The 17,327-nt window shown below is 66.0% G+C and carries 14 protein-coding genes; 5 read left to right on the top strand and 9 right to left on the bottom strand.

The window, feature by feature from the left end:
- The first annotated feature begins 46 nt into the window (after nt 1-46).
- The 3 genes from recJ (at nt 47) to CAG29_RS11120 (ending at nt 3,753) form a co-directional block, all read left to right on the top strand.
- Complete coding sequence (gene recJ / locus CAG29_RS11130) at nt 47-1,756, top strand: single-stranded-DNA-specific exonuclease RecJ (protein ID WP_085581264.1); 1,710 nt, start codon at nt 47-49, stop codon at nt 1,754-1,756.
- A 263-nt stretch (nt 1,757-2,019) separates the two neighbouring features.
- The gene (locus tag CAG29_RS11125; protein ID WP_085637443.1) at nt 2,020-3,126 is read left to right on the top strand and encodes an NADH:flavin oxidoreductase/NADH oxidase; all 1,107 of its coding nucleotides are present in this window, start codon (nt 2,020-2,022) and stop codon (nt 3,124-3,126) included.
- 93 nt (nt 3,127-3,219) lie between these two features.
- Nucleotides 3,220-3,753, top strand: a complete 534-nt coding sequence (locus CAG29_RS11120) for a GNAT family N-acetyltransferase (protein WP_085694429.1) — start codon at nt 3,220-3,222, stop codon at nt 3,751-3,753.
- Between the two features lie 251 nt (nt 3,754-4,004).
- Here the strand turns inward: CAG29_RS11120 and CAG29_RS11115 are convergent, their stop codons facing one another.
- Nucleotides 4,005-5,636, bottom strand: coding sequence for a glucan biosynthesis protein D (locus tag CAG29_RS11115; protein ID WP_085581270.1), 1,632 nt, complete (start codon nt 5,634-5,636; stop codon nt 4,005-4,007).
- 407 nt (nt 5,637-6,043) lie between these two features.
- Between CAG29_RS11115 and CAG29_RS11110 the strand changes: the two genes are divergently transcribed.
- On the top strand, nt 6,044-6,226 hold the full coding sequence (locus CAG29_RS11110) for a hypothetical protein (protein WP_085581272.1): 183 nt from the start codon (nt 6,044-6,046) through the stop codon (nt 6,224-6,226).
- Between the two features lie 67 nt (nt 6,227-6,293).
- Here the strand turns inward: CAG29_RS11110 and CAG29_RS11105 are convergent, their stop codons facing one another.
- The 8 genes from CAG29_RS11105 to CAG29_RS11070 all read right to left on the bottom strand — a co-directional run bounded on the left by CAG29_RS11105 (nt 6,294) and on the right by CAG29_RS11070 (nt 16,258).
- Nucleotides 6,294-7,778 (bottom strand): APC family permease, encoded by a 1,485-nt coding sequence (locus CAG29_RS11105; protein WP_085581275.1) that lies wholly within the window; start codon nt 7,776-7,778, stop codon nt 6,294-6,296.
- Between the two features lie 318 nt (nt 7,779-8,096).
- The gene (locus CAG29_RS11100) at nt 8,097-9,521 is read right to left on the bottom strand and encodes a gamma-aminobutyraldehyde dehydrogenase (RefSeq protein ID WP_085633986.1); all 1,425 of its coding nucleotides are present in this window, start codon (nt 9,519-9,521) and stop codon (nt 8,097-8,099) included.
- 79 nt (nt 9,522-9,600) lie between these two features.
- Nucleotides 9,601-10,410: an ABC transporter permease gene (locus tag CAG29_RS11095; protein ID WP_085581276.1), complete on the bottom strand. Its 810-nt coding sequence runs from the start codon at nt 10,408-10,410 to the stop codon at nt 9,601-9,603.
- Nucleotides 10,400-11,335, bottom strand: coding sequence for an ABC transporter permease (locus CAG29_RS11090; protein WP_085581277.1), 936 nt, complete (start codon nt 11,333-11,335; stop codon nt 10,400-10,402). The genes CAG29_RS11095 and CAG29_RS11090 overlap by 11 nt, the downstream gene beginning before the upstream one ends.
- Nucleotide 11,336: 1 nt before the next feature.
- Nucleotides 11,337-12,374, bottom strand: a complete 1,038-nt coding sequence (locus tag CAG29_RS11085) for an ABC transporter ATP-binding protein (RefSeq protein ID WP_085581278.1) — start codon at nt 12,372-12,374, stop codon at nt 11,337-11,339.
- A 147-nt stretch (nt 12,375-12,521) separates the two neighbouring features.
- Nucleotides 12,522-13,673, bottom strand: a complete 1,152-nt coding sequence (gene ydcS, locus CAG29_RS11080; RefSeq protein ID WP_085581280.1) for a putative ABC transporter substrate-binding protein YdcS — start codon at nt 13,671-13,673, stop codon at nt 12,522-12,524.
- Between the two features lie 82 nt (nt 13,674-13,755).
- Nucleotides 13,756-15,243: a gamma-aminobutyraldehyde dehydrogenase gene (locus CAG29_RS11075; RefSeq protein ID WP_085694426.1), complete on the bottom strand. Its 1,488-nt coding sequence runs from the start codon at nt 15,241-15,243 to the stop codon at nt 13,756-13,758.
- Between the two features lie 100 nt (nt 15,244-15,343).
- A complete protein-coding gene (locus CAG29_RS11070; RefSeq protein WP_085581284.1) occupies nt 15,344-16,258 on the bottom strand; it encodes a LysR family transcriptional regulator in 915 nt (304 codons plus the stop codon).
- A gap of 176 nt (nt 16,259-16,434) precedes the next feature.
- On the opposite strand from CAG29_RS11070, the gene CAG29_RS11065 reads away from it, so the two are divergent.
- A complete protein-coding gene (locus CAG29_RS11065) occupies nt 16,435-17,118 on the top strand; it encodes a tellurite resistance TerB family protein (RefSeq protein ID WP_085633973.1) in 684 nt (227 codons plus the stop codon).
- The last annotated feature ends 209 nt before the right edge of the window (nt 17,119-17,327 follow it).

Genomic DNA, 17,327 nt, shown 5'->3' with positions numbered 1-17,327 from the left:
CCGCTTCGCAATTTCCCACACATTCAAGAGAAACAGCTGTCACCCCATGCGTATCGAACCTCGCCCGTTGCCTGAAACCCTGCCTTTTCTCGGTGATCTGCCGCCGCTGCTGACCCGTCTGTACGCGGCGCGGGGCGTGCAGTCCGAGTCGGAACTGGACAAGAGCCTGGCGCGGCTGATTCCGTTCCAGCAGCTCAAGGGCATCGATGCGGCGGTGGATCTGCTGGTGACGGCGCTGGACCTTCGGCAGCGGATCCTGATCGTCGGCGACTTCGACGCCGACGGCGCGACCGCCAGCACCGTGGGCGTGCTGGGCCTTCGTCTGTTGGGGGCGGCCCATGTGGATTACCTGGTGCCGAACCGTTTCGACTACGGCTACGGCCTGACCCCGGAAATCGTCGAGGTGGCCAAGACCCGCGAGCCGCACCTGCTGATCACGGTGGACAACGGCATCTCCAGCGTCGACGGTGTGGCGGCGGCGAAGCGGGCCGGGTTCAAGGTGCTGATCACCGATCACCACTTGCCCGGCGACGAGCTGCCGCAGGCCGACGCGCTGGTCAACCCGAACCAGCCCGGCTGCGAATTCCCGAGCAAGGCGCTGGCCGGGGTCGGGGTGATTTTCTATGTGCTGATGGCCTTGCGCGCACGCCTGCGCAGCCTCGGCCGCTACGACAGCCAGCCGCAGCCGAACATCGGCGAACTGCTGGATCTGGTGGCGCTGGGCAGCGTCGCCGACGTGGTGCCGCTGGACGCCAACAACCGGATCCTGGTGCACCAGGGGTTGGAGCGGATCCGCGTCGGGCGCGCGCGGCCGGGGATCAAGGCGATCCTGGAAGTGGCCAAGCGCGATGCGTCGCGCATCACCTCCACAGACCTTGGCTTCATCGTCGGCCCGCGCCTCAACGCGGCCGGCCGACTGGACGACATGAGCCTGGGCATCGAGTGCCTGCTGACCCAGGACGCCGCGCTGGCCCGGGAAATGGCCGCGCAGTTGGACGGCATGAACCAGGACCGCAAGTCCATCGAGCAGGGCATGCAGCGCGAAGCCATGGCCCAGCTCAAGGACCTGCCGGTGGAGTCGATGCCGTTCGGCCTGTGCCTGTTCGACCCGGAATGGCACCAAGGGGTGATCGGCATCCTCGCCTCGCGGATGAAGGAGCGCTATCACCGCCCGACCATCGCCTTCGCCGATGCCGGCGACGGTCTGCTCAAGGGCTCGGGCCGTTCGGTGCAGGGCTTTCACATCCGCGATGCCCTGAGCGTGGTGGCGGCGCAGCATCCGCACTTGATCACCAAGTACGGCGGCCACGCGATGGCGGCGGGCCTGACCTTGCCGCAGGAGCACTTTCCGCTGTTCGCCGAAGCGTTCGACGCGGAGGTGCGCCGACAGCTCCGTGAAGAGGACCTCACCGGGCGCCTGCTGTCGGACGGCACGCTGGCGGTGGAGGAGTTCCACCTGGAGCTGGCCCGCGCCTTGCGCCATGCCGGCCCCTGGGGGCAGCACTTCCCGGAGCCGCTGTTCCATGGCGTGTTCCAGTTGGTCGAGCAGCGGGTGGTCGGCGAGCGGCACCTCAAGGTGGTGCTCAAGAGCGAATGCGGTTCGGTGAAGCTGGACGGCATCGCGTTCGGCATTGACCGTGACATCTGGCCGAACCCGACCATCAAGTGGGTGGAACTGGCCTACAAGCTCGACCTCAACGAGTTCCGCGGCAATGAGACCGTGCAACTGATGATCGCCCACATCGAACCGCGTTAAGCCCAGCGCCAGCAGGCTGGCTCCCACAGCAACCGTGCCGTGCACAGGGTTGTGGGAGCGGCGGCCGGGCGGGGCGGCACCGAATCGCTCGCAACTCCGCCATCCTCCCCGGATGTCGTCTAGGCTCTAAACACTGCTTGATTGGCCTTGTGACGTCTTGTCGAGTTTTTTGCCCGCGGGGGCGGGTGCTGCATCCTTTCCTGTCACTCGTCGACTTTTCAAACAGAACCCTGGAGCCTGCCCACTGAATTGAGAGGTGCCCCATGAGTCTGCTGCTTGAGCCCTTTACCCTTCGCCAACTGACCTTGCCCAACCGCATCGCCGTGTCGCCGATGTGCCAGTACTCCAGCGTCGACGGCCTGGCCAACGACTGGCACCTGGTGCACCTCGGCAGCCGTGCGGTGGGCGGCGCCGGCCTGGTGTTCACCGAAGCCACGGCCGTCACCGCCGACGGCCGGATCACCGCGCAGGACCTCGGCCTGTGGAACGACGAGCAGATCGAACCCCTGCAACGCATCACCCGGTTCATCACCGCCCAGGGCGCCGTGGCCGGCATTCAGCTGGCCCATGCCGGGCGCAAGGCCAGCACCTTCCGCCCGTGGCTGGGCAAGCACGGCAGCGTCAAGCCGGCGGACGGCGGCTGGACGCCGGTGGGGCCGTCGCCGATCGCGTTCGACCCGCAGCACACCCAGCCCCGGCAGCTCGATGAAGGGCAGATCGCCGAGGTCGTCCAGGCCTTCGTCGCGGCGGCCAAACGAGCGTTGGCGGCGGGGTTCAAGGTGGCCGAAGTGCATGCCGCCCACGGCTATCTGTTGCATCAGTTCCTGTCGCCGTTGAGCAACCAGCGCCGGGATCAGTACGGCGGCTCGTTCGAGAACCGTATCCGCCTGGTGCTGCAAGTCACCGAGGCCGTGCGGGCGGTGTGGCCGCAAGAGTTGCCGGTGTTCGTTCGGGTGTCGGCCACCGATTGGGTGGAGGACGGCTGGAACCCGGACGAAACCGTGGAGCTGGCGCGGCGCCTCAAGGCCCTGGGCGCTGATCTGGTCGATGTGTCGTCGGGCGGCACCGCCGCGAACGCCGAGATCCCCGTGGGGCCCGGCTACCAGACCCGGTTTGCCGAACGGGTGCGTAAGGAGTCGGGGATATCCACAGGCACCGTGGGCATGATCACCGAACCGGCCCAGGCCGAGCACATCCTGCGCACCTGTCAGGCCGACATCATCTTCCTCGCCCGCGAATTGCTGCGCGACCCGTACTGGCCGCTGCACGCCGACGACGACCTGGGCGGGCGCAAGGCGACCTGGCCGGCGCAGTACCAGCGCGCGACGCACCGCGACCAGCCGATCCACGAGTCTGACCTGCGGGATTGATCGCCGGTTCGCTCCGGCCTATAAAGACCCGCCGCAGGTACGGCGGGTTTTTTCTGGCCTGCCGAAACGTGAACACAAAGGATTGAGCCCCGCATGCTGAACGAACGCGCCTTGACCGAAGACGATCTGCCGCTGCTGGCGCTGATCGACCGCACCGAACTGATCGAACAGTGCTATCGCCTGGAGAACGGCGAACTGGTGCTGTACCCGGTGCACTACGACATGCGCGGCTGGCCGGAGGGCGAGGCGCAGCGCGATGCCGTGACGCTGACGGAATGCTTCAGGCGCGGCGGCTGGTTCTACGGGGTGTTCGACGGGCAGGTGCTGGTGGCGGCGGTGGTTGTGGATAACCGGGTCATCCGCAACGGGGACTTGCGCATGCGCCAGTTGAAGTTCCTGCACATCAGCCATGGTTGGCGGGGGCGCGGGCTGGGGTCGCGGCTGTTTGCCCTGGCTTGCGGGCAAGGGCGGGAAACGGGGGCGCAGGCGCTGTACGTGTCGGCCACCGAGTCGCGCAATACCGTGGAGTTCTATCTGCGCCAGGGGGGTCGGCTGGTGAAGCGGCCGGATCCTGAACTGTTCGAGCTTGAGCCGCTGGACATTCACCTGTATCGCCCGCTGGACTGAGTCGGCTGTGAGGGCCCTATCGCGGGCAAGCCCGCTCCCACAGGTCATGTGGGAGCACAACAGGGGTGAGTATCCCCCGGTCACTGTGGGAGCAACTGTGTTGATCCTGCTCTGCGGAGCCTGGACTGCCGCCATCGCCAGCAGGCTGGCTCCCACAGGGATCCCGGTCGTGCGCAAAATCCCTGCACACCCAAAAAAGCCTGTGGGAGCGGGCTTGCCCGCGATGGCGCCGGTCAGGGCGCCGCAAAGCCTCAGGTGTACTTGCGCTTGTCCGGCGCCGGCGGGAAGTACTGGTACAGCCAGGTCTCGCTCAGCGTGCGGTCGTTGGTGCGGATGAACAGGCGCAGTTCCACCGGATCCACGCTGTCGTTGGTCGGGTACCAGTCGAACAGGATCCGGTAGCCCTTGATGTCGTCCAGCGCCAGCACGCTGAAGTCCTGCACCTTGCCGTTGGAGCAGGTCACCACCGGTTCGATCCCGGTGCCCTGTGGCAGGCGCTCCAGGCCGCCGCCGGTGAAGTCCACGGCGAAGCGGCGGGCCCAGACCTCAGGGTAATGCTCGCCCGGGGCCCAGCCCTCGGTGAAGCCGCCCATGCCGGAACGGGTGGCGTGCACCCGCGCCAGCGGCGTGCCGACCGGCGGCAGGGCGCTCCAGTAGAGTTTGTAGCCGTAGTTCAGCGAGTCGCCGGCGGCCACCGGTTTCTTCGGTGTCCAGAAGGCCACGATGTTGTCCATGGTCTCGCCGGTGGTCGGGATCTCCAGCAGATCGACCGAGCCTTCGCCCCAAGGGGTCGTCGGCTCGACCCACAGGCTCGGGCGACGGCTGTACCAGTCCACGGTGTCCTGGTAGTTGGCGAACTCGTGGTCGGTCTGCACCAGGCCGAAGCCTTTCGGATCCTTGTCGGAGAACGCGTTGAACTGCAGGGTCGCCGGGTTGTTCAGCGGACGGCAGATCCATTCGCCGTTGCCGCGCCACATGGCCAGGCGATCCGAGTCGTGGATCTGCGGGTGGATGGTGTCGCACATGCGCCGCTCGTGGGTGCCGCAGCTGAACATGCTGGTCATCGGCGCAATGCCCAGTTGGTCGATGGCGGTGCGGGCGTTGACGTGGGCGTCGACCTCCATCACCACGCGCTCGGCCTGGCAATCGATGTCGAAGCGGTAGGCGCCGGTGGCGCTCGGCGAATCGAGCAGGGCGTAGACCACGAAACGGGTGGCGTTCTGGTCAGGGGTCTCGAACCAGAATTTGGTGAAGTCAGGGAATTCTTCGCGCTTCTTGGCGTAGGTGTCGATGGCCAGGCCTCGGGCCGACAGGCCGTATTGGCCGGTGGCGTCCACCGCGCGGAAGTAGCTGGCGCCGAGGAACGACACCACGTCGTGGCGGTCCAGCTCCGGCGCCTTGAACAGCTTGAAGCCGGCGAAGCCCAGGTCACCCTTGAGCTGCTGGGTGTCGACCGAGGTGTTCTCGTAGTTGAACAGCGACGGCCGGAAGTGCACCTCGCGGGCCATGCGGGTCTTGGTGTCGACGCTGTACATGCGCACCGGTTGACGGAAACCCATGCCGACGTGGAAGAACTGCACGTCGAGCTGGCCCTTGTTGTCCTTCCACAAAGAATGCTCGCCGTCGTAGCGGATGGCGTTGAAGTTCTGCGGGGTCATGGTCGCCAGGGTCGGCGGCAGCACTTGCTTGGTGTCCTGGTAGGCGCTGCTGGCCAGTTGCTTGGCCTGACGTTTGAGCGTCTCGAAATCGAAGGCCTGGGCCTCGCCGTCGGCGGCGCCGCTGCCGCTGGCGGCCCAGGCGCGGGCAGCCAACAGGCCGCTGGCGGAAAGGCCGGTGTAGGCCGCAATGGCCATGGACGCTTTGAGCAAATTCCTGCGGTGCATAAGTACAACCTGTCGTGGGCAATCCCGCGCCTTTCCTGGCACGTGCTGGATCAGAGATGAGGGTTCGGACAAGCCTTCGGCCAAACGCTGCGGACTATAAACAGATGCGCGCTAGCTTAAACCGTTCGCTTGAATTGCAAAATTCGTTGATAGCACGGCGCTAGCGTCTCAATGAAACAAGACGTTACGGTTAATTTATCCGACAGGGTTTTCTGATTTAGAGGGCATTTCTGCTTTTTTCGATTAATTACTCTAAAAACCGCTTTCCAGCGCCGATTAAATTTCTATCCTAGGGGCATGGCCGGCCACGATCCGTCGGGCCGGCGGGGGCTCAGATCGCTCCTGAAGGGAGCAGGGCGATGCGGTTTTCAGGAAATTCTTTGACGTATTGGAGAAGGACATCGTCCATGGCAAAAGCACAAGGCATCACCGAAATGTTGGGCATCTTTCCCTGTCTGGGCAGCCGGCGAAGGCGCAGGCTCAGCTCCGAGGAACTGAAACTGGTGGAGCGCTACCGCGAGCTGTCGGAAAGCGACCGGATCGCGATGCGCTACCTGGTGGACGCGATGCGCAGCGTTTCGCGGTTTTGAAACAGGAAATTGTGGCGAGGGAGCACGCTCCCTCGCCACAGGCATCCAACGGCAAACGCCGATGTTTTCAGCGCCCCACCTTCCACGCATCCCCGGCCGGTGCCTTGCCGTGGTCGTACGGCTTGCCGATCCACATGTACAGCAGGCCCAACCCCACCACGATGGCGGTGCTGAGCACCATCGCGTAGTTGATGTACCACGCCGCGTCCGGCGTGCGCGGCCAGGCCATGTTGACGATGGCGCCGACGCCGTACACCAGCGCGCCGATGTTCACCGGCCAGCCCCAGGCGCCGAGGGTGAACTTGCCGCTCGGCTTCCAGCCTTTGGTCCGCGCGTACAGCGCCGCCAGCACGATCATCTGGAACGCCAGGTAGATGCCGATGGCGGCGAAGCTGACGATGGTGGCCACGGCGTCTTGCAGGAAGAAGCCCAAGGCGATGATCAGGCCGGGCAGGACGCCGGACACGAACAGCGCCGCCACCGGAACCTGGGTCGTGGGAGAAATTCGTTTCAGCAGTCGGCTGCCGATCACCATCTCGTCACGGGCGTAGGAATACAGCAGACGGCTCGCCGCCGCTTGCAGGCTGATGACGCAGGAGATGAAGGAAATCATCACCACGCCCATCACCACTTTCGAGCCCACCGGGCCGAAGGCGTTGTTGAGGATGGTGGTGACCGGGTCCTTGTCGGTGCCGTTGATCACCGCCTGCATGTCCGGCACGGCGAGGATCAGCGCAAGGCAGGCGAACATCGCCGCGATGCCGCCGATGTAGATGGTCATGCGCATGGCCACCGGGATCCGCTTGCTCGGGTTCGGCGTCTCTTCGGCGACGTCGCCGCAGGCCTCGAAGCCGTAGTAGAGGAACATCCCCGCCAGCGAGGCGGTGAGGAAGGCCGGCAGGTAGGAGCCGTCGACGCTGATGGCGAACGTGTCGAACAGCACGCCGAGCGGCTGGTGGCGTTCGAAGATCAGCAGGTACACGCCGACGATCACCGCGCCGACCAGTTCGCAGAGGAAGCCGAACATGGCGATGCGCGCCAGGGCCTTGGTGCCGCTGAGGTTGACCAGCGTGGCGAACAGCGTCAGCGCCAGGGCGATCACGATGTTGGTGTTGTTGCTCGGCTCGAAGCCCATCATGGCCGCCAGGTAAGGGCCGGCGCCCACCGCCACCGCCGCGATGGTCACGCACAGGGCGATGGAGTAGATCCAGCCGACCATCCACGCCCATTTCTTGCCCACCAGGCGCCGGGCCCACGGGTAGACGCCGCCGGAGATCGGGAACTGCGAGACCACCTCGCCGAAGATCAGGCACACCAGCAACTGGCCGCAGCCCACCAGCAGGTAGGCCCAGAACATCGGCGGCCCGCCGGCCGCCAGGCACAGGCCGAACAAGGTGTACACGCCGACGACCGGCGACAGGTAGGTGAAGCCCAGGGCGAAGTTTTCCCACAGGCTCATGCTGCGTTTGAAATTGGAGGTGTAGCCCAGCTGACGCAGCTGTTCGGCATCGCTGTCGGCGATGGCGGTGGAGAGATCGGGTGACGCGCTCATGGGTGTTCGCTCCGCAGGATCGGCAGATTCCGGATGGCCGAAGCCGTGGCGGGGCCGTGCAGGCGCCGCCCGGATCGGTGGTTATTGTTTTGGGTGTTGCGGTGAAGTCAGGTGGTGCGTTGAAACCGTGGCGCCGTCATCGCCAGCAGGCTGGCTCCACATTGTTCGGCAGTGACTTGAAAAGCAGCATTCAACCAAGATCCCTGTGGGCGCTAGCCTGCTGGCGATGGCGTCATCCCTGGCGCCGCAGGGCAGTGGCTTGCTCAAGGGACTGCATTTCAACGATGGGAGCAGCGCTGCGACGAATCGACCGGCGTGTCAGTGCTTGAACATCACATGCCGCACGGTGGTGTAGTCCTCCAGCCCGTACATGGACATGTCCTTGCCGTACCCGGACAGTTTCTGACCGCCATGGGGCATTTCGCTGACGAGCATGAAGTGGGTGTTGACCCAGGTGCAGCCGTACTGCAGTCGCGCCGACAGGCGATGGGCGCGGCCGACGTCCGCCGTCCACACCGAGGACGCCAGGCCGTAGTCCGAATCGTTGGCCCACTCCAGCGCCTGGGCCTCGTCGGTGAACTTAGTCACCGACACCACCGGCCCGAACACTTCGCGGCGCACGATTTCGTCGTCCTGCTGCACGTCGGCCAGCACGGTCGGCTCGAAGAAGAAGCCGTTGCCCTCGACCTTCTTGCCGCCGGTGACCAGCCGGATGTGCGGCTGAGCCACCGCGCGCTCGACGAACCCGGCCACGCGGTCGCGGTGCTGGGCGGTGATCAGCGGGCCCAGCTCGGTGGCCGGATCGCTCTGCAAGCCATGCTTGATAGTGCTGACCGCGGCGCCGAGCTTCTCGACGAACTTGTCGTAGATGCCTTGCTGCGCGTAGATGCGGCATGCGGCGGTGCAGTCCTGGCCGGCGTTGTAGAAGCCGAAGGTGCGGATGCCCTCGACGGCGGCGTCGATGTCGGCGTCGTCGAAGATGATCACCGGGGCCTTGCCGCCCAGCTCCATGTGCATGCGTTTAACGCTCTCGGCGGTGTCGCTGATGATGTGGGCGCCGGTGGCGATGGAGCCGGTCAGCGACACCATGCGCACTTTCGGGTGGGTGACCAGCGGCTGGCCGACGCTCGGGCCGCGGCCGAACACCAGGTTGAGCACGCCGGCCGGGAAGATGTCCGACGCCAGCTGGGCCAGGCGCAGCGCGGTCAGCGGGGTCTGCTCCGACGGCTTGAGCACCACGGTGTTGCCGGCGGCGAGGGCCGGGGCGATCTTCCAGGCGACCATCATCAGCGGGTAGTTCCACGGCGCGATGGAGGCGATCACGCCCACCGGGTCGCGGCGGATCATCGAGGTGTGGCCGGGCAGGTATTCGCCGCCGGCCGAGCCGCTCAGGCAACGGCTGGCGCCGGCGAAGAAGCGGAACACGTCGGCGATCGCCGGGATCTCGTCGTTGAGGGCGGCGCTGTAGGGCTTGCCGCAGTTGTCCGATTCCAGTTTCGCCAGTTCCTCGCCGTGGGCTTCGATGGCGTCGGCCAATTTGAGCAGCAGCAGCGAACGGTCTTTCGGGGTGGTCTGCGACCACGCGGCGAAGGCGGCGTCGGCGGCGCGCACGGCGGCATCGACCTGGGCCTCGGTGGCTTCGTTGATCTCCGCCAGCACCTCGCCGAGGGCGGGGTTGAGCACCGGTTGCGCCGGGCCTTCACCGGTGACGAGTTGGCCGTTGATCAGGAGTTGCGTTTGCATGGTCATGTCCTCTCTAGCACCTTTGTCGTTCTGCTGAATCCGAAGGATTCCTTGTGGAAGGGATGTGTCTGTCACGTGCTCATTTGCCGCCGCTGCCCGCCACGCTCTCACCGCCCCGGGTCAGGTAGTAGGCCCCCAGGATCGGCAGCATGGTCACCAGCATCACCAGCATCGCCACGACGTTGGTCACCGGCACGTCCCGCGGGCGGCTGAGCTGGTTGAGCAGCCACAGCGGCAGGGTGCGTTCGTGGCCTGCGGTGAAGGTGGTGACGATGATTTCGTCGAACGACAGGGCGAACGCCAGCATGCCGCCGGCGAGCAGGGCCGAGCCCAGGTTGGGCAGGATGATGTAGCGGAAGGTCTGCCAGCCGTCGGCGCCCAGGTCCATCGACGCCTCGATCAGGCTGTGGGACGTGCGGCGCAGGCGGGCGATGACGTTGTTGTAGACGATCACCACGCAGAAGGTCGCGTGGCCGGTGACGATGGTGAACATCCCAGGCTCGATCCCCAGCGTCTTGAAGGTCGCCAGCAGCGCGATCCCGGTGATGATCCCCGGCAGCGCGATCGGCAGGATCAGCATCAGCGAAATGCCCTGCTTGCCGAAGAAGTCCCGGCGGTACAGTGCCGCCGACGCCAGGGTGCCGAGCACCAGCGCGATCAGCGTGGCGATGGCCGCGATCTGCAGCGACAGCTTGATCGCCTCCAGCACGTCGGGCCGCCCGAAGGCCACGCTGAACCAGTGCAGGGTGAAGCCCTTGGGCGGAAAGCTGAACGCCGCGTCTTCGGTGTTGAAGGCGTAGAGAAAGATGATCAGGATCGGGAAGTGCAGGAACGCCAACCCGCCCCAGGCGGCTGCGCGCAAGCCCAGGGACGCTTTTTCAGAGTGCATCGAAGGCCCCCAGGCGTTTGACGATGGACAGGTAGACTGCGATCAGCACGATCGGCACCAGGGTGAACGCCGCGGCCATGGGCATGTTGCCGATGGCGCCTTGCTGGGCGTAGACCATGCTGCCGACGAAGTAGCCCGGCGGGCCCACCAGCTGCGGCACGATGAAGTCGCCCAGGGTCAGGGAAAACGTGAAGATCGAGCCGGCCGCGATGCCCGGCACCGACAGCGGCAGGATCACCTGCATGAAGGTCTGGCGCGGCTTGGCGCCGAGGTCGGCGGAGGCTTGCAGCAGCGACGGCGGCAGGCGTTCCAGCGAGGCCTGGATCGGCAGGATCATGAACGGCAGCCAGATGTAGACGAACACCATGAAGCGGCCCAGGTGAGAGGTGGACAGCGTGCTGCCGCCCACGCCGGGAATGCCGAGGATCACCTGCAGCAGCGGTTCCAGCCCCAAGTGCTGGACGAACCATTGCGCCACGCCGCCCTTGGCCAGCAGCAGCGTCCAGGCGTAGGCCTTGACGATGTAGCTGGCCCACATCGGCATCATCACCGCGATGTAGAAGAACGCCTTGGTCTTGCCGGTGGTATAGCGCGCCATGTAGTAGGCGATCGGGAACGCCACGACCGCACTGGCCACCGACACGGCGATCGCCATGCTCAGGGTGCGCAGGATGATGTCGAAGTTCGACGGCTGGAACAGCGCCGCGAAGTTGGCCAGGGTCAGGTCGGGGGTGACCGCCATGGTGAAGTCGTCGAAGGTGTAGAAACCCTGCCACAGCAGCACCAGCAGCGAGCCGAGGTAGATCGCGCCGAACCACAGCAGCGGGGGCACCAGCAGCAGCGACAGGTACAGGTTGGGCTTGCGGTACAGCAGGTTGGATACCCTGCGCAACGGCGCCGTCTGGGGGAGAACCATGGTGTTCATCTCACACCCCGCCCGCGACGGTGTCGTGCAGCGGGATCATCGCTTCCCGCGCCCACCGTGCGCTGATGCGCTGGCCGGTGCGGTGCTGCGCGCCCGTGTCGGTCCACTGGCTGTTGGCCTGGCTGACGCTCAGGGTCTGGCCGTTGTCCAGTTTCAGCTCATAACGGGTGGCGCTGCCCTGGTACTGGATGTCGTGGAGCAGGCCGCTGACTTCGATCTCGTGGCCGGCCAGCGGCCCTTCGGCGAAGCGCACGTGCTCCGGGCGGATCGAGAACGGCTGCGGATGGCCGCTGAGCTGGCGGGCCAGGTCGCCGCGGATCACGTTGGAGGTGCCGACGAATTCGGCGACGAAGGTGGTGGTCGGTTTCATGTACAGGTTGCGTGGTGTGTCGACCTGTTCGATCCGGCCCTTGTTGAACACCGCCACGCGGTCGGACATCGACAGCGCTTCGGTCTGGTCGTGGGTGACGAAGATGAAGGTGATGCCGAGCTGGCGCTGCAGCTTTTTCAGCTCGCTCTGCATCTGCTCGCGCAGCTTGAGGTCGAGGGCGCCCAAGGGCTCGTCGAGCAGCAGCACCCGGGGGCGGTTGACCAGGGCGCGGGCGAGGGCGACGCGCTGGCGCTGGCCGCCGGACAACTGCACCGGCTTGCGCTCGCCGTAGCCGCCGAGGGCGACCATCTCCAGGGCCTCTTCGGCGCGCTGGTGGCGTTCGGCCTTGCTCACGCCCTTGACCTTCAGGCCGTAGGCGACGTTGTCCCGCACGTTCATGTGCGGAAACAGCGCGTAATCCTGGAACACGGTGTTGACGTCGCGTTGGTACGGCGGCAGCCCGGCGGCTTCGGCGCCGTGGATGCGGATCGAGCCGGCGCTCGGCTGCTCGAACCCGGCGATCAGGCGCAGGCAGGTGGTCTTGCCCGAGCCTGAAGGGCCGAGCATGGAAAAGAACTCGCCGTCCTGGATATCGATGGAGACCCGGTCAACGGCCTTCACGTCGCCGAAGGTGCGGGAAACGTTGGTGAACTGGACTGCAAGCGTCATGGTGCGGTACTCCGGGAAGGCGAGGGCCGTCGCAGCGGCCCTGCCTGGACTTCTGAAGAGTCTGAATCTTGAAGGGCATCGCGGGCAGGCCCGCCCCCTACAGGGGGATGCGGCTGGGTGTAGGCGCGAGCCTGCCGGCGACGGGGCTCAGCGGCCGCCCATGATCGCGATGTAGTCCTGGGTCCAGCGGCTGTACGGCACGAACTTGCCGCCCTCGGCCTGCGGGGTCTTCCAGAAGGCGATCTTGTCGAACTGGTCGAAGCCGTTGGTCTTGCAGCCTTCGGCGCCGAGCAGTTCGCTTTCCTTGCACGCCGCCGGCACCGCCGGCAACGAGCCGAACCAGGCGGCCACGTCGCCCTGGACCTTCGGCTGCAGCGACCAGTCCATCCACTTGTAGGCGCAGTTGGGGTGCTTGGCCTCGCTGTGCAGCATGGTGGTGTCGGCCCACCCGGTGGCGCCTTCTTTCGGGATGGTCGAGGCGATCGGCTGCTTGTCGGTCGTCAGCCCGTTGACCTGGTACGGCCAGGAACTGGACGCCGCCACGCCTTCGTTCTTGAAGTCGCTCATCTGCACGGTCGCGTCGTGCCAGTAGCGGTGGATCAGCTTCTGCTGGGCGCGCAGCAGTTCAAGCACGGCCTTGTACTGCTCTTCGGTGAGCTGGTACGGATCCTTGATGCCCAGCTCAGGCTTGGCGGTCTTGAGGTACAGCGCCGCGTCGGCGATGTAGATCGGGCCGTCGTAGGCCTGCACGCGGCCCTTGTTCGGTTTGCCGTCGGGCAGGTTCTGTTCGGCGAACACCACGTTCCAGCTGGTCGGTGCGGTCTTGAACACGTTGGTGTTGTACATCAGCACGTTCGGGCCCCACTGGTACGGGGTGCCGTAGGTCTGCTGGCCGACCACGTACCAGGGCGCATCCTTGAGGCGCGGGTCGAGGTTCTTCCAGTTCGGGATCAGCGCGGTGTTGATCGGCTGCACACGCTTGCCGACGATCAGCCGCAGGGAGGCGTCGCCGGACGCGGTCACCAGGTCGTAGCCGCCCTTGGCCATCAGGCTGACCATCTCGTCGGAGGTGGCGGCGGTCTTCACGTTGACCTTGCAGCCGGTTTCCTTCTCGAAGCCGGTCACCCAGTCGTAGGCCTTGTCGCTTTCGCCGCGCTCGATGTAGCCCGGCCAGGCGACGATGTCGAGCTGGCCTTCGCCGGCGCCGACGGCCTTCAGCGGCTCGGCGGCCTGGACGCCGGCACTGGCCAGCAGGGCCGTGGTGATTGCACTGAGCAGTGCGGTCTTGTGCACGAACATGGTGAACCCTCTTCTTCAAATTATGGTCGGGGCAGTGGTGAACGCGGTGACGCATGCCGTGATCGGCTTGTTATTAGCGTAGTCAGAGATGCTGTCCGTGACGGGCCATGATGTGCCGCACCACGCTGTAGTCCTGCAGCGAGTCGCTGGATAAGTCTTTGCCGTAGCCGGAGCGTTTCAGGCCGCCGTGGGGCATTTCGCTGACCAGCATGAAATGGCTGTTGATCCAGGTGCAGCCGTATTGCAGCCGGGCGGCGACCTGCATGGCCTTGTCCAGGTTCTGCGTCCACACCGACGAGGCCAGGCCGTATTCGGAGTCGTTGGCCCAGTCCACCGCCTGCGCCAATTCGTCGAAGCGGGTCACGGTCACCACCGGGCCGAACACTTCGCGCTGGACGATCTCGTCGCTCTGCCGGCAGCCGGCCAGCAAGGTCGGCTGATAGAAGAAGCCGGGCCCGGAATGCACCGCCGCGCCGGTCACCCGCTCGATGTGCGGCTGGCCGAGGGCGCGTTCGACGAAGCTGGCCACCCGGTCGCGCTGGCGGGTGCTGATCAGCGGGCCGATCTCGTTGTCGGCGTCGCGCTTGCCGGCGAAGCGCAGGTTGCCGACGGCGGCGCCGAGTTCGGCCACCAGCTTGTCGTGGATGCCGGCCTGGGCGTAGATCCGGCAGGCGGCGGTGCAGTCCTGGCCGGCGTTGTAGTAGCCGTAGGTGCGCACGCCTTCGACCACGGCCTTGAGGTCGGCGTCGTCGCAGACGATCACCGGGGCCTTGCCGCCCAGTTCAAGGTGCGTGCGTTTGAGGGTCTTGGCGGCGGCCTGAAGGATTTTCTGCCCGGTGACGATGTCGCCGGTCAGCGACACCATGCGCACTTTCGGGTGGCCGACCAGATGGCTGCCGACCCCTTCGCCGCCGCCGCAGATGATGTTGATCACCCCGCGCGGCAGGATCTCGGCCAAGGCCGGCGCCAGCGCCAGGATCGACAGCGGCGTGTGCTCCGACGGCTTGAACACCAGCGTGTTGCCGGCGGCCAGGGCCGGGGCGATCTTCCACGCGGCCATCATGATCGGGTAGTTCCACGGCGCAATCGATGCCACCACGCCGAGCGGGTCGCGGCGCACCATGCTGGTGTAGCCGGGCATGTACTCGCCGCTGAGCTGGCCGGTCTGGCAGCGCACGGCGCCGGCGAAAAAACGGAACACATCGACGGTGGCGCTCAAGTCGTCCTGGCGGGCCAGGTGCAGCGGCTTGCCACAGTTCAGGGCTTCGAGGCGGGCGAGGTGGTCGGCGTGCCTTTCGACGGCGTCGGCGATGGCCAGCAGCAGGCCGGAGCGTTGCTGCGGGGTGGTGCGCGACCATTCCCCGAAGGCACGGTGGGCGGCGAGGATGGCGGCCTCGACCTGCTCGGTGCTGGCCTCGGCGATCTGGGTCAGGACTTCGCCGGTGGCCGGGTTGAGGATCTGTTCGACGAAACCCTGGCCTGCGACCAGTTCGCCGTCGATCAGCAACGCGGTACACATTGGGGTCTGCGCGCCAGCCATTTTCCGTGATCTCTTTTCTTGTGGGTTCATGGCACTCCCTGTGACCGGGAGCCGAACGTCTTATGGATGAAGCAAGACTAGTGCGCGGCTCCGGGGTCGACAAATTCTAAATACTGAAGGTGGCATTCGATTAAATAGATGGCTTGCGCCCGCCGTGGGGCTGCTCGCGGGCCACGGTGAGGAACGGGTCGACCAGCGCCGGCCGGGCGGTGCCGCGGCGCCAGGCCAGGCCGACGTCGAGGGTCTGGCTGAGGTCGGCGATGGGGCGGGCTTCGATGATGTCGCCCTCCAGCGACCACGGGCGGTAGGTCATGTCGGGCTGGATCGACACGCCGAGCCCCGCCGCCACCAGGCTGCGCACCGCCTCGGTCGAGGCGGTCCTGAGGGTGACCTTGGGCTGCAGCCCGGCGCCGCGCCACAGGCGCTGGGCGCTGCGGTCCATCTCGTCGACGTTCAGCTGGATCAGCGGTTCGCCGGCCACGTCGGCCAGGTTGATGCTGTCGTGTTCCAGCAACGGGTGCTGGGCCGGCAGCCAGAGACGGTGGGGTGAGTGGGTCAGCACCTCGGTCTGCAAGGCGTGGCGGTCTTCCAGGTTGGACAGGATCAGCACGCCCACGTCGATTTCGCCGCTGACCAGCAAATGCTCGATGTACGGCCGCTCGTCCTCCATCACCCGGATCTCGACATTGGGGTAGGCGCGCTGGAAGCGGGTGAGCAGATCCGCCAGGTAGTAGCCGGCCACCAGGCTGGTCACGCCGACGGTCAGTTGCCCGGCAACCTGGTCGGTGCTCTGCTGCAGGCTGCGCTTGGCGTTGTCCACGGTGGCCAGGATCAGGTGCGCCTGACGCAGGAACTGGTGGCCCTGGTGGGTCAGGGTCATGCCCTTGGCGTGGCGGTTGAACAGGCTGACGCCGATCTCTTCCTCCAGTTGCTGGATGGCCAGGGTCAGGGTCGACTGGGAAATGAACGCGGTCTGGGCGGCGGCGGAGATCGAGCCGGTCTCGGCCACGGCGATGAAATGGCGGATCTGACGCAGGGTCATCATGGCGGCGTACCCGGTGGGCTGTTTTTATCGATGGTTCCGAGTGTATATCGGTTTTCGCGAAGGGAGACTGCCCGGCACGCAACATCCGGAAGCACACTCGGGGGCCGGTGCCGGGCACTTTCGAACTAGGCTCAAGGCCTCACCGATCTGGAAAGTCCCTGTTTTGGAGGCGGAACATGAACACCCGTGGATTGCTCGATCAACTGCTCAAGTCCGGTCAGGCGCTGCTGCAGGACAAGGCCGGCGCAGGGCAGGGCAAAGCGGCGGCCGGCGGACTCGGCGGCCTGCTGTCCGGCGCGGGCGGCGGGGCACTGGCCGCCGGCGCCATGGGCCTTTTGCTGGGGAGCAAGAAGGCGCGCAAGGTCGGCGGCAAGGTCGCGCTCTACGGCGGCCTCGCCGCGCTCGGCGTGATTGCCTACAAGGCCTACGGCAACTGGAATGCCCAGCAGGGCCGGGCGCCGGAAACCGAACCGCAGACCCTCGACCGCCTGCCGCCGGCCCAGGCCGAGCAACACAGCCAGGCCATCCTCAAGGCCCTGGTCGCCGCCGCCAAGGCCGACGGCCATGTCGATGAGCGCGAGCGTCAGTTGATCGAAGGCGAATTCGCCAAGCTCGACAACGACCAGGCCCTGCGCCACTGGCTGCACGCCGAACTCAACAAACCCCTCGACCCCGCCGACATCGCCCGCGCCGCCGGCACGCCGGAGATGGCGGCGGAGATGTACATCGCCAGCGTGATGATGGTGGACGAGGAGAACTTCATGGAGAAGGCGTACCTGGACGAACTCGCACGGCAGTTGGGGCTGGAGCCGGGGTTGAAGCTGGAACTGGAGAGGCAGGTTCGCCAGATCCCGCTGTAGGAATTTCGGGCCGGCCACCGCGAACCTAGGGGCGATGGCCGATCCATCGCCCCTTTTTGCCACTCCGCCACTGGTGCGCCTGCCCCCGCTTGCCGGAAAGTCCGTCCCAATGCCTGTACCGATTCAGCGTCGGCAGGCCTGAGCGTGGCAAAGCGTCTTATAAATGAAACACCGCCCTCAGCTATACTCCCCCGCATTTCGACCTAGGC

The sequence above is a fragment of the Pseudomonas sp. B7(2017) genome (assembly GCF_002112745.1).
Classification (GTDB): Bacteria; Pseudomonadota; Gammaproteobacteria; order Pseudomonadales; family Pseudomonadaceae; genus Aquipseudomonas; species Aquipseudomonas ekonensis.
Note: the sequence above shows the minus strand (reverse complement) of the source record. Positions and strands in the feature narration are given on the sequence as shown.

What these genes read in the sequence shown, in the direction of transcription:
- CAG29_RS11125 (WP_085637443.1), top strand. Translation starts at nt 2,020, where the DNA reads ATGAGTCTGCTGCTTGAGCCCTTTACCCTTCGCCAACTGACCTTGCCC.
- CAG29_RS11105 (WP_085581275.1), bottom strand. Translation starts at nt 7,778, where the DNA reads ATGAGCGCGTCACCCGATCTCTCCACCGCCATCGCCGACAGCGATGCC.
- CAG29_RS11110 (WP_085581272.1), top strand. Translation starts at nt 6,044, where the DNA reads ATGGCAAAAGCACAAGGCATCACCGAAATGTTGGGCATCTTTCCCTGT.
- CAG29_RS11070 (WP_085581284.1), bottom strand. Translation starts at nt 16,258, where the DNA reads ATGATGACCCTGCGTCAGATCCGCCATTTCATCGCCGTGGCCGAGACC.
- CAG29_RS11075 (WP_085694426.1), bottom strand. Translation starts at nt 15,243, where the DNA reads ATGAACCCACAAGAAAAGAGATCACGGAAAATGGCTGGCGCGCAGACC.
- CAG29_RS11065 (WP_085633973.1), top strand. Translation starts at nt 16,435, where the DNA reads ATGAACACCCGTGGATTGCTCGATCAACTGCTCAAGTCCGGTCAGGCG.
- CAG29_RS11120 (WP_085694429.1), top strand. Translation starts at nt 3,220, where the DNA reads ATGCTGAACGAACGCGCCTTGACCGAAGACGATCTGCCGCTGCTGGCG.
- CAG29_RS11090 (WP_085581277.1), bottom strand. Translation starts at nt 11,335, where the DNA reads ATGAACACCATGGTTCTCCCCCAGACGGCGCCGTTGCGCAGGGTATCC.
- CAG29_RS11100 (WP_085633986.1), bottom strand. Translation starts at nt 9,521, where the DNA reads ATGCAAACGCAACTCCTGATCAACGGCCAACTCGTCACCGGTGAAGGC.
- recJ (WP_085581264.1), top strand. Translation starts at nt 47, where the DNA reads ATGCGTATCGAACCTCGCCCGTTGCCTGAAACCCTGCCTTTTCTCGGT.
- CAG29_RS11085 (WP_085581278.1), bottom strand. Translation starts at nt 12,374, where the DNA reads ATGACGCTTGCAGTCCAGTTCACCAACGTTTCCCGCACCTTCGGCGAC.
- CAG29_RS11095 (WP_085581276.1), bottom strand. Translation starts at nt 10,410, where the DNA reads ATGCACTCTGAAAAAGCGTCCCTGGGCTTGCGCGCAGCCGCCTGGGGC.
- ydcS (WP_085581280.1), bottom strand. Translation starts at nt 13,673, where the DNA reads ATGTTCGTGCACAAGACCGCACTGCTCAGTGCAATCACCACGGCCCTG.
- CAG29_RS11115 (WP_085581270.1), bottom strand. Translation starts at nt 5,636, where the DNA reads ATGCACCGCAGGAATTTGCTCAAAGCGTCCATGGCCATTGCGGCCTAC.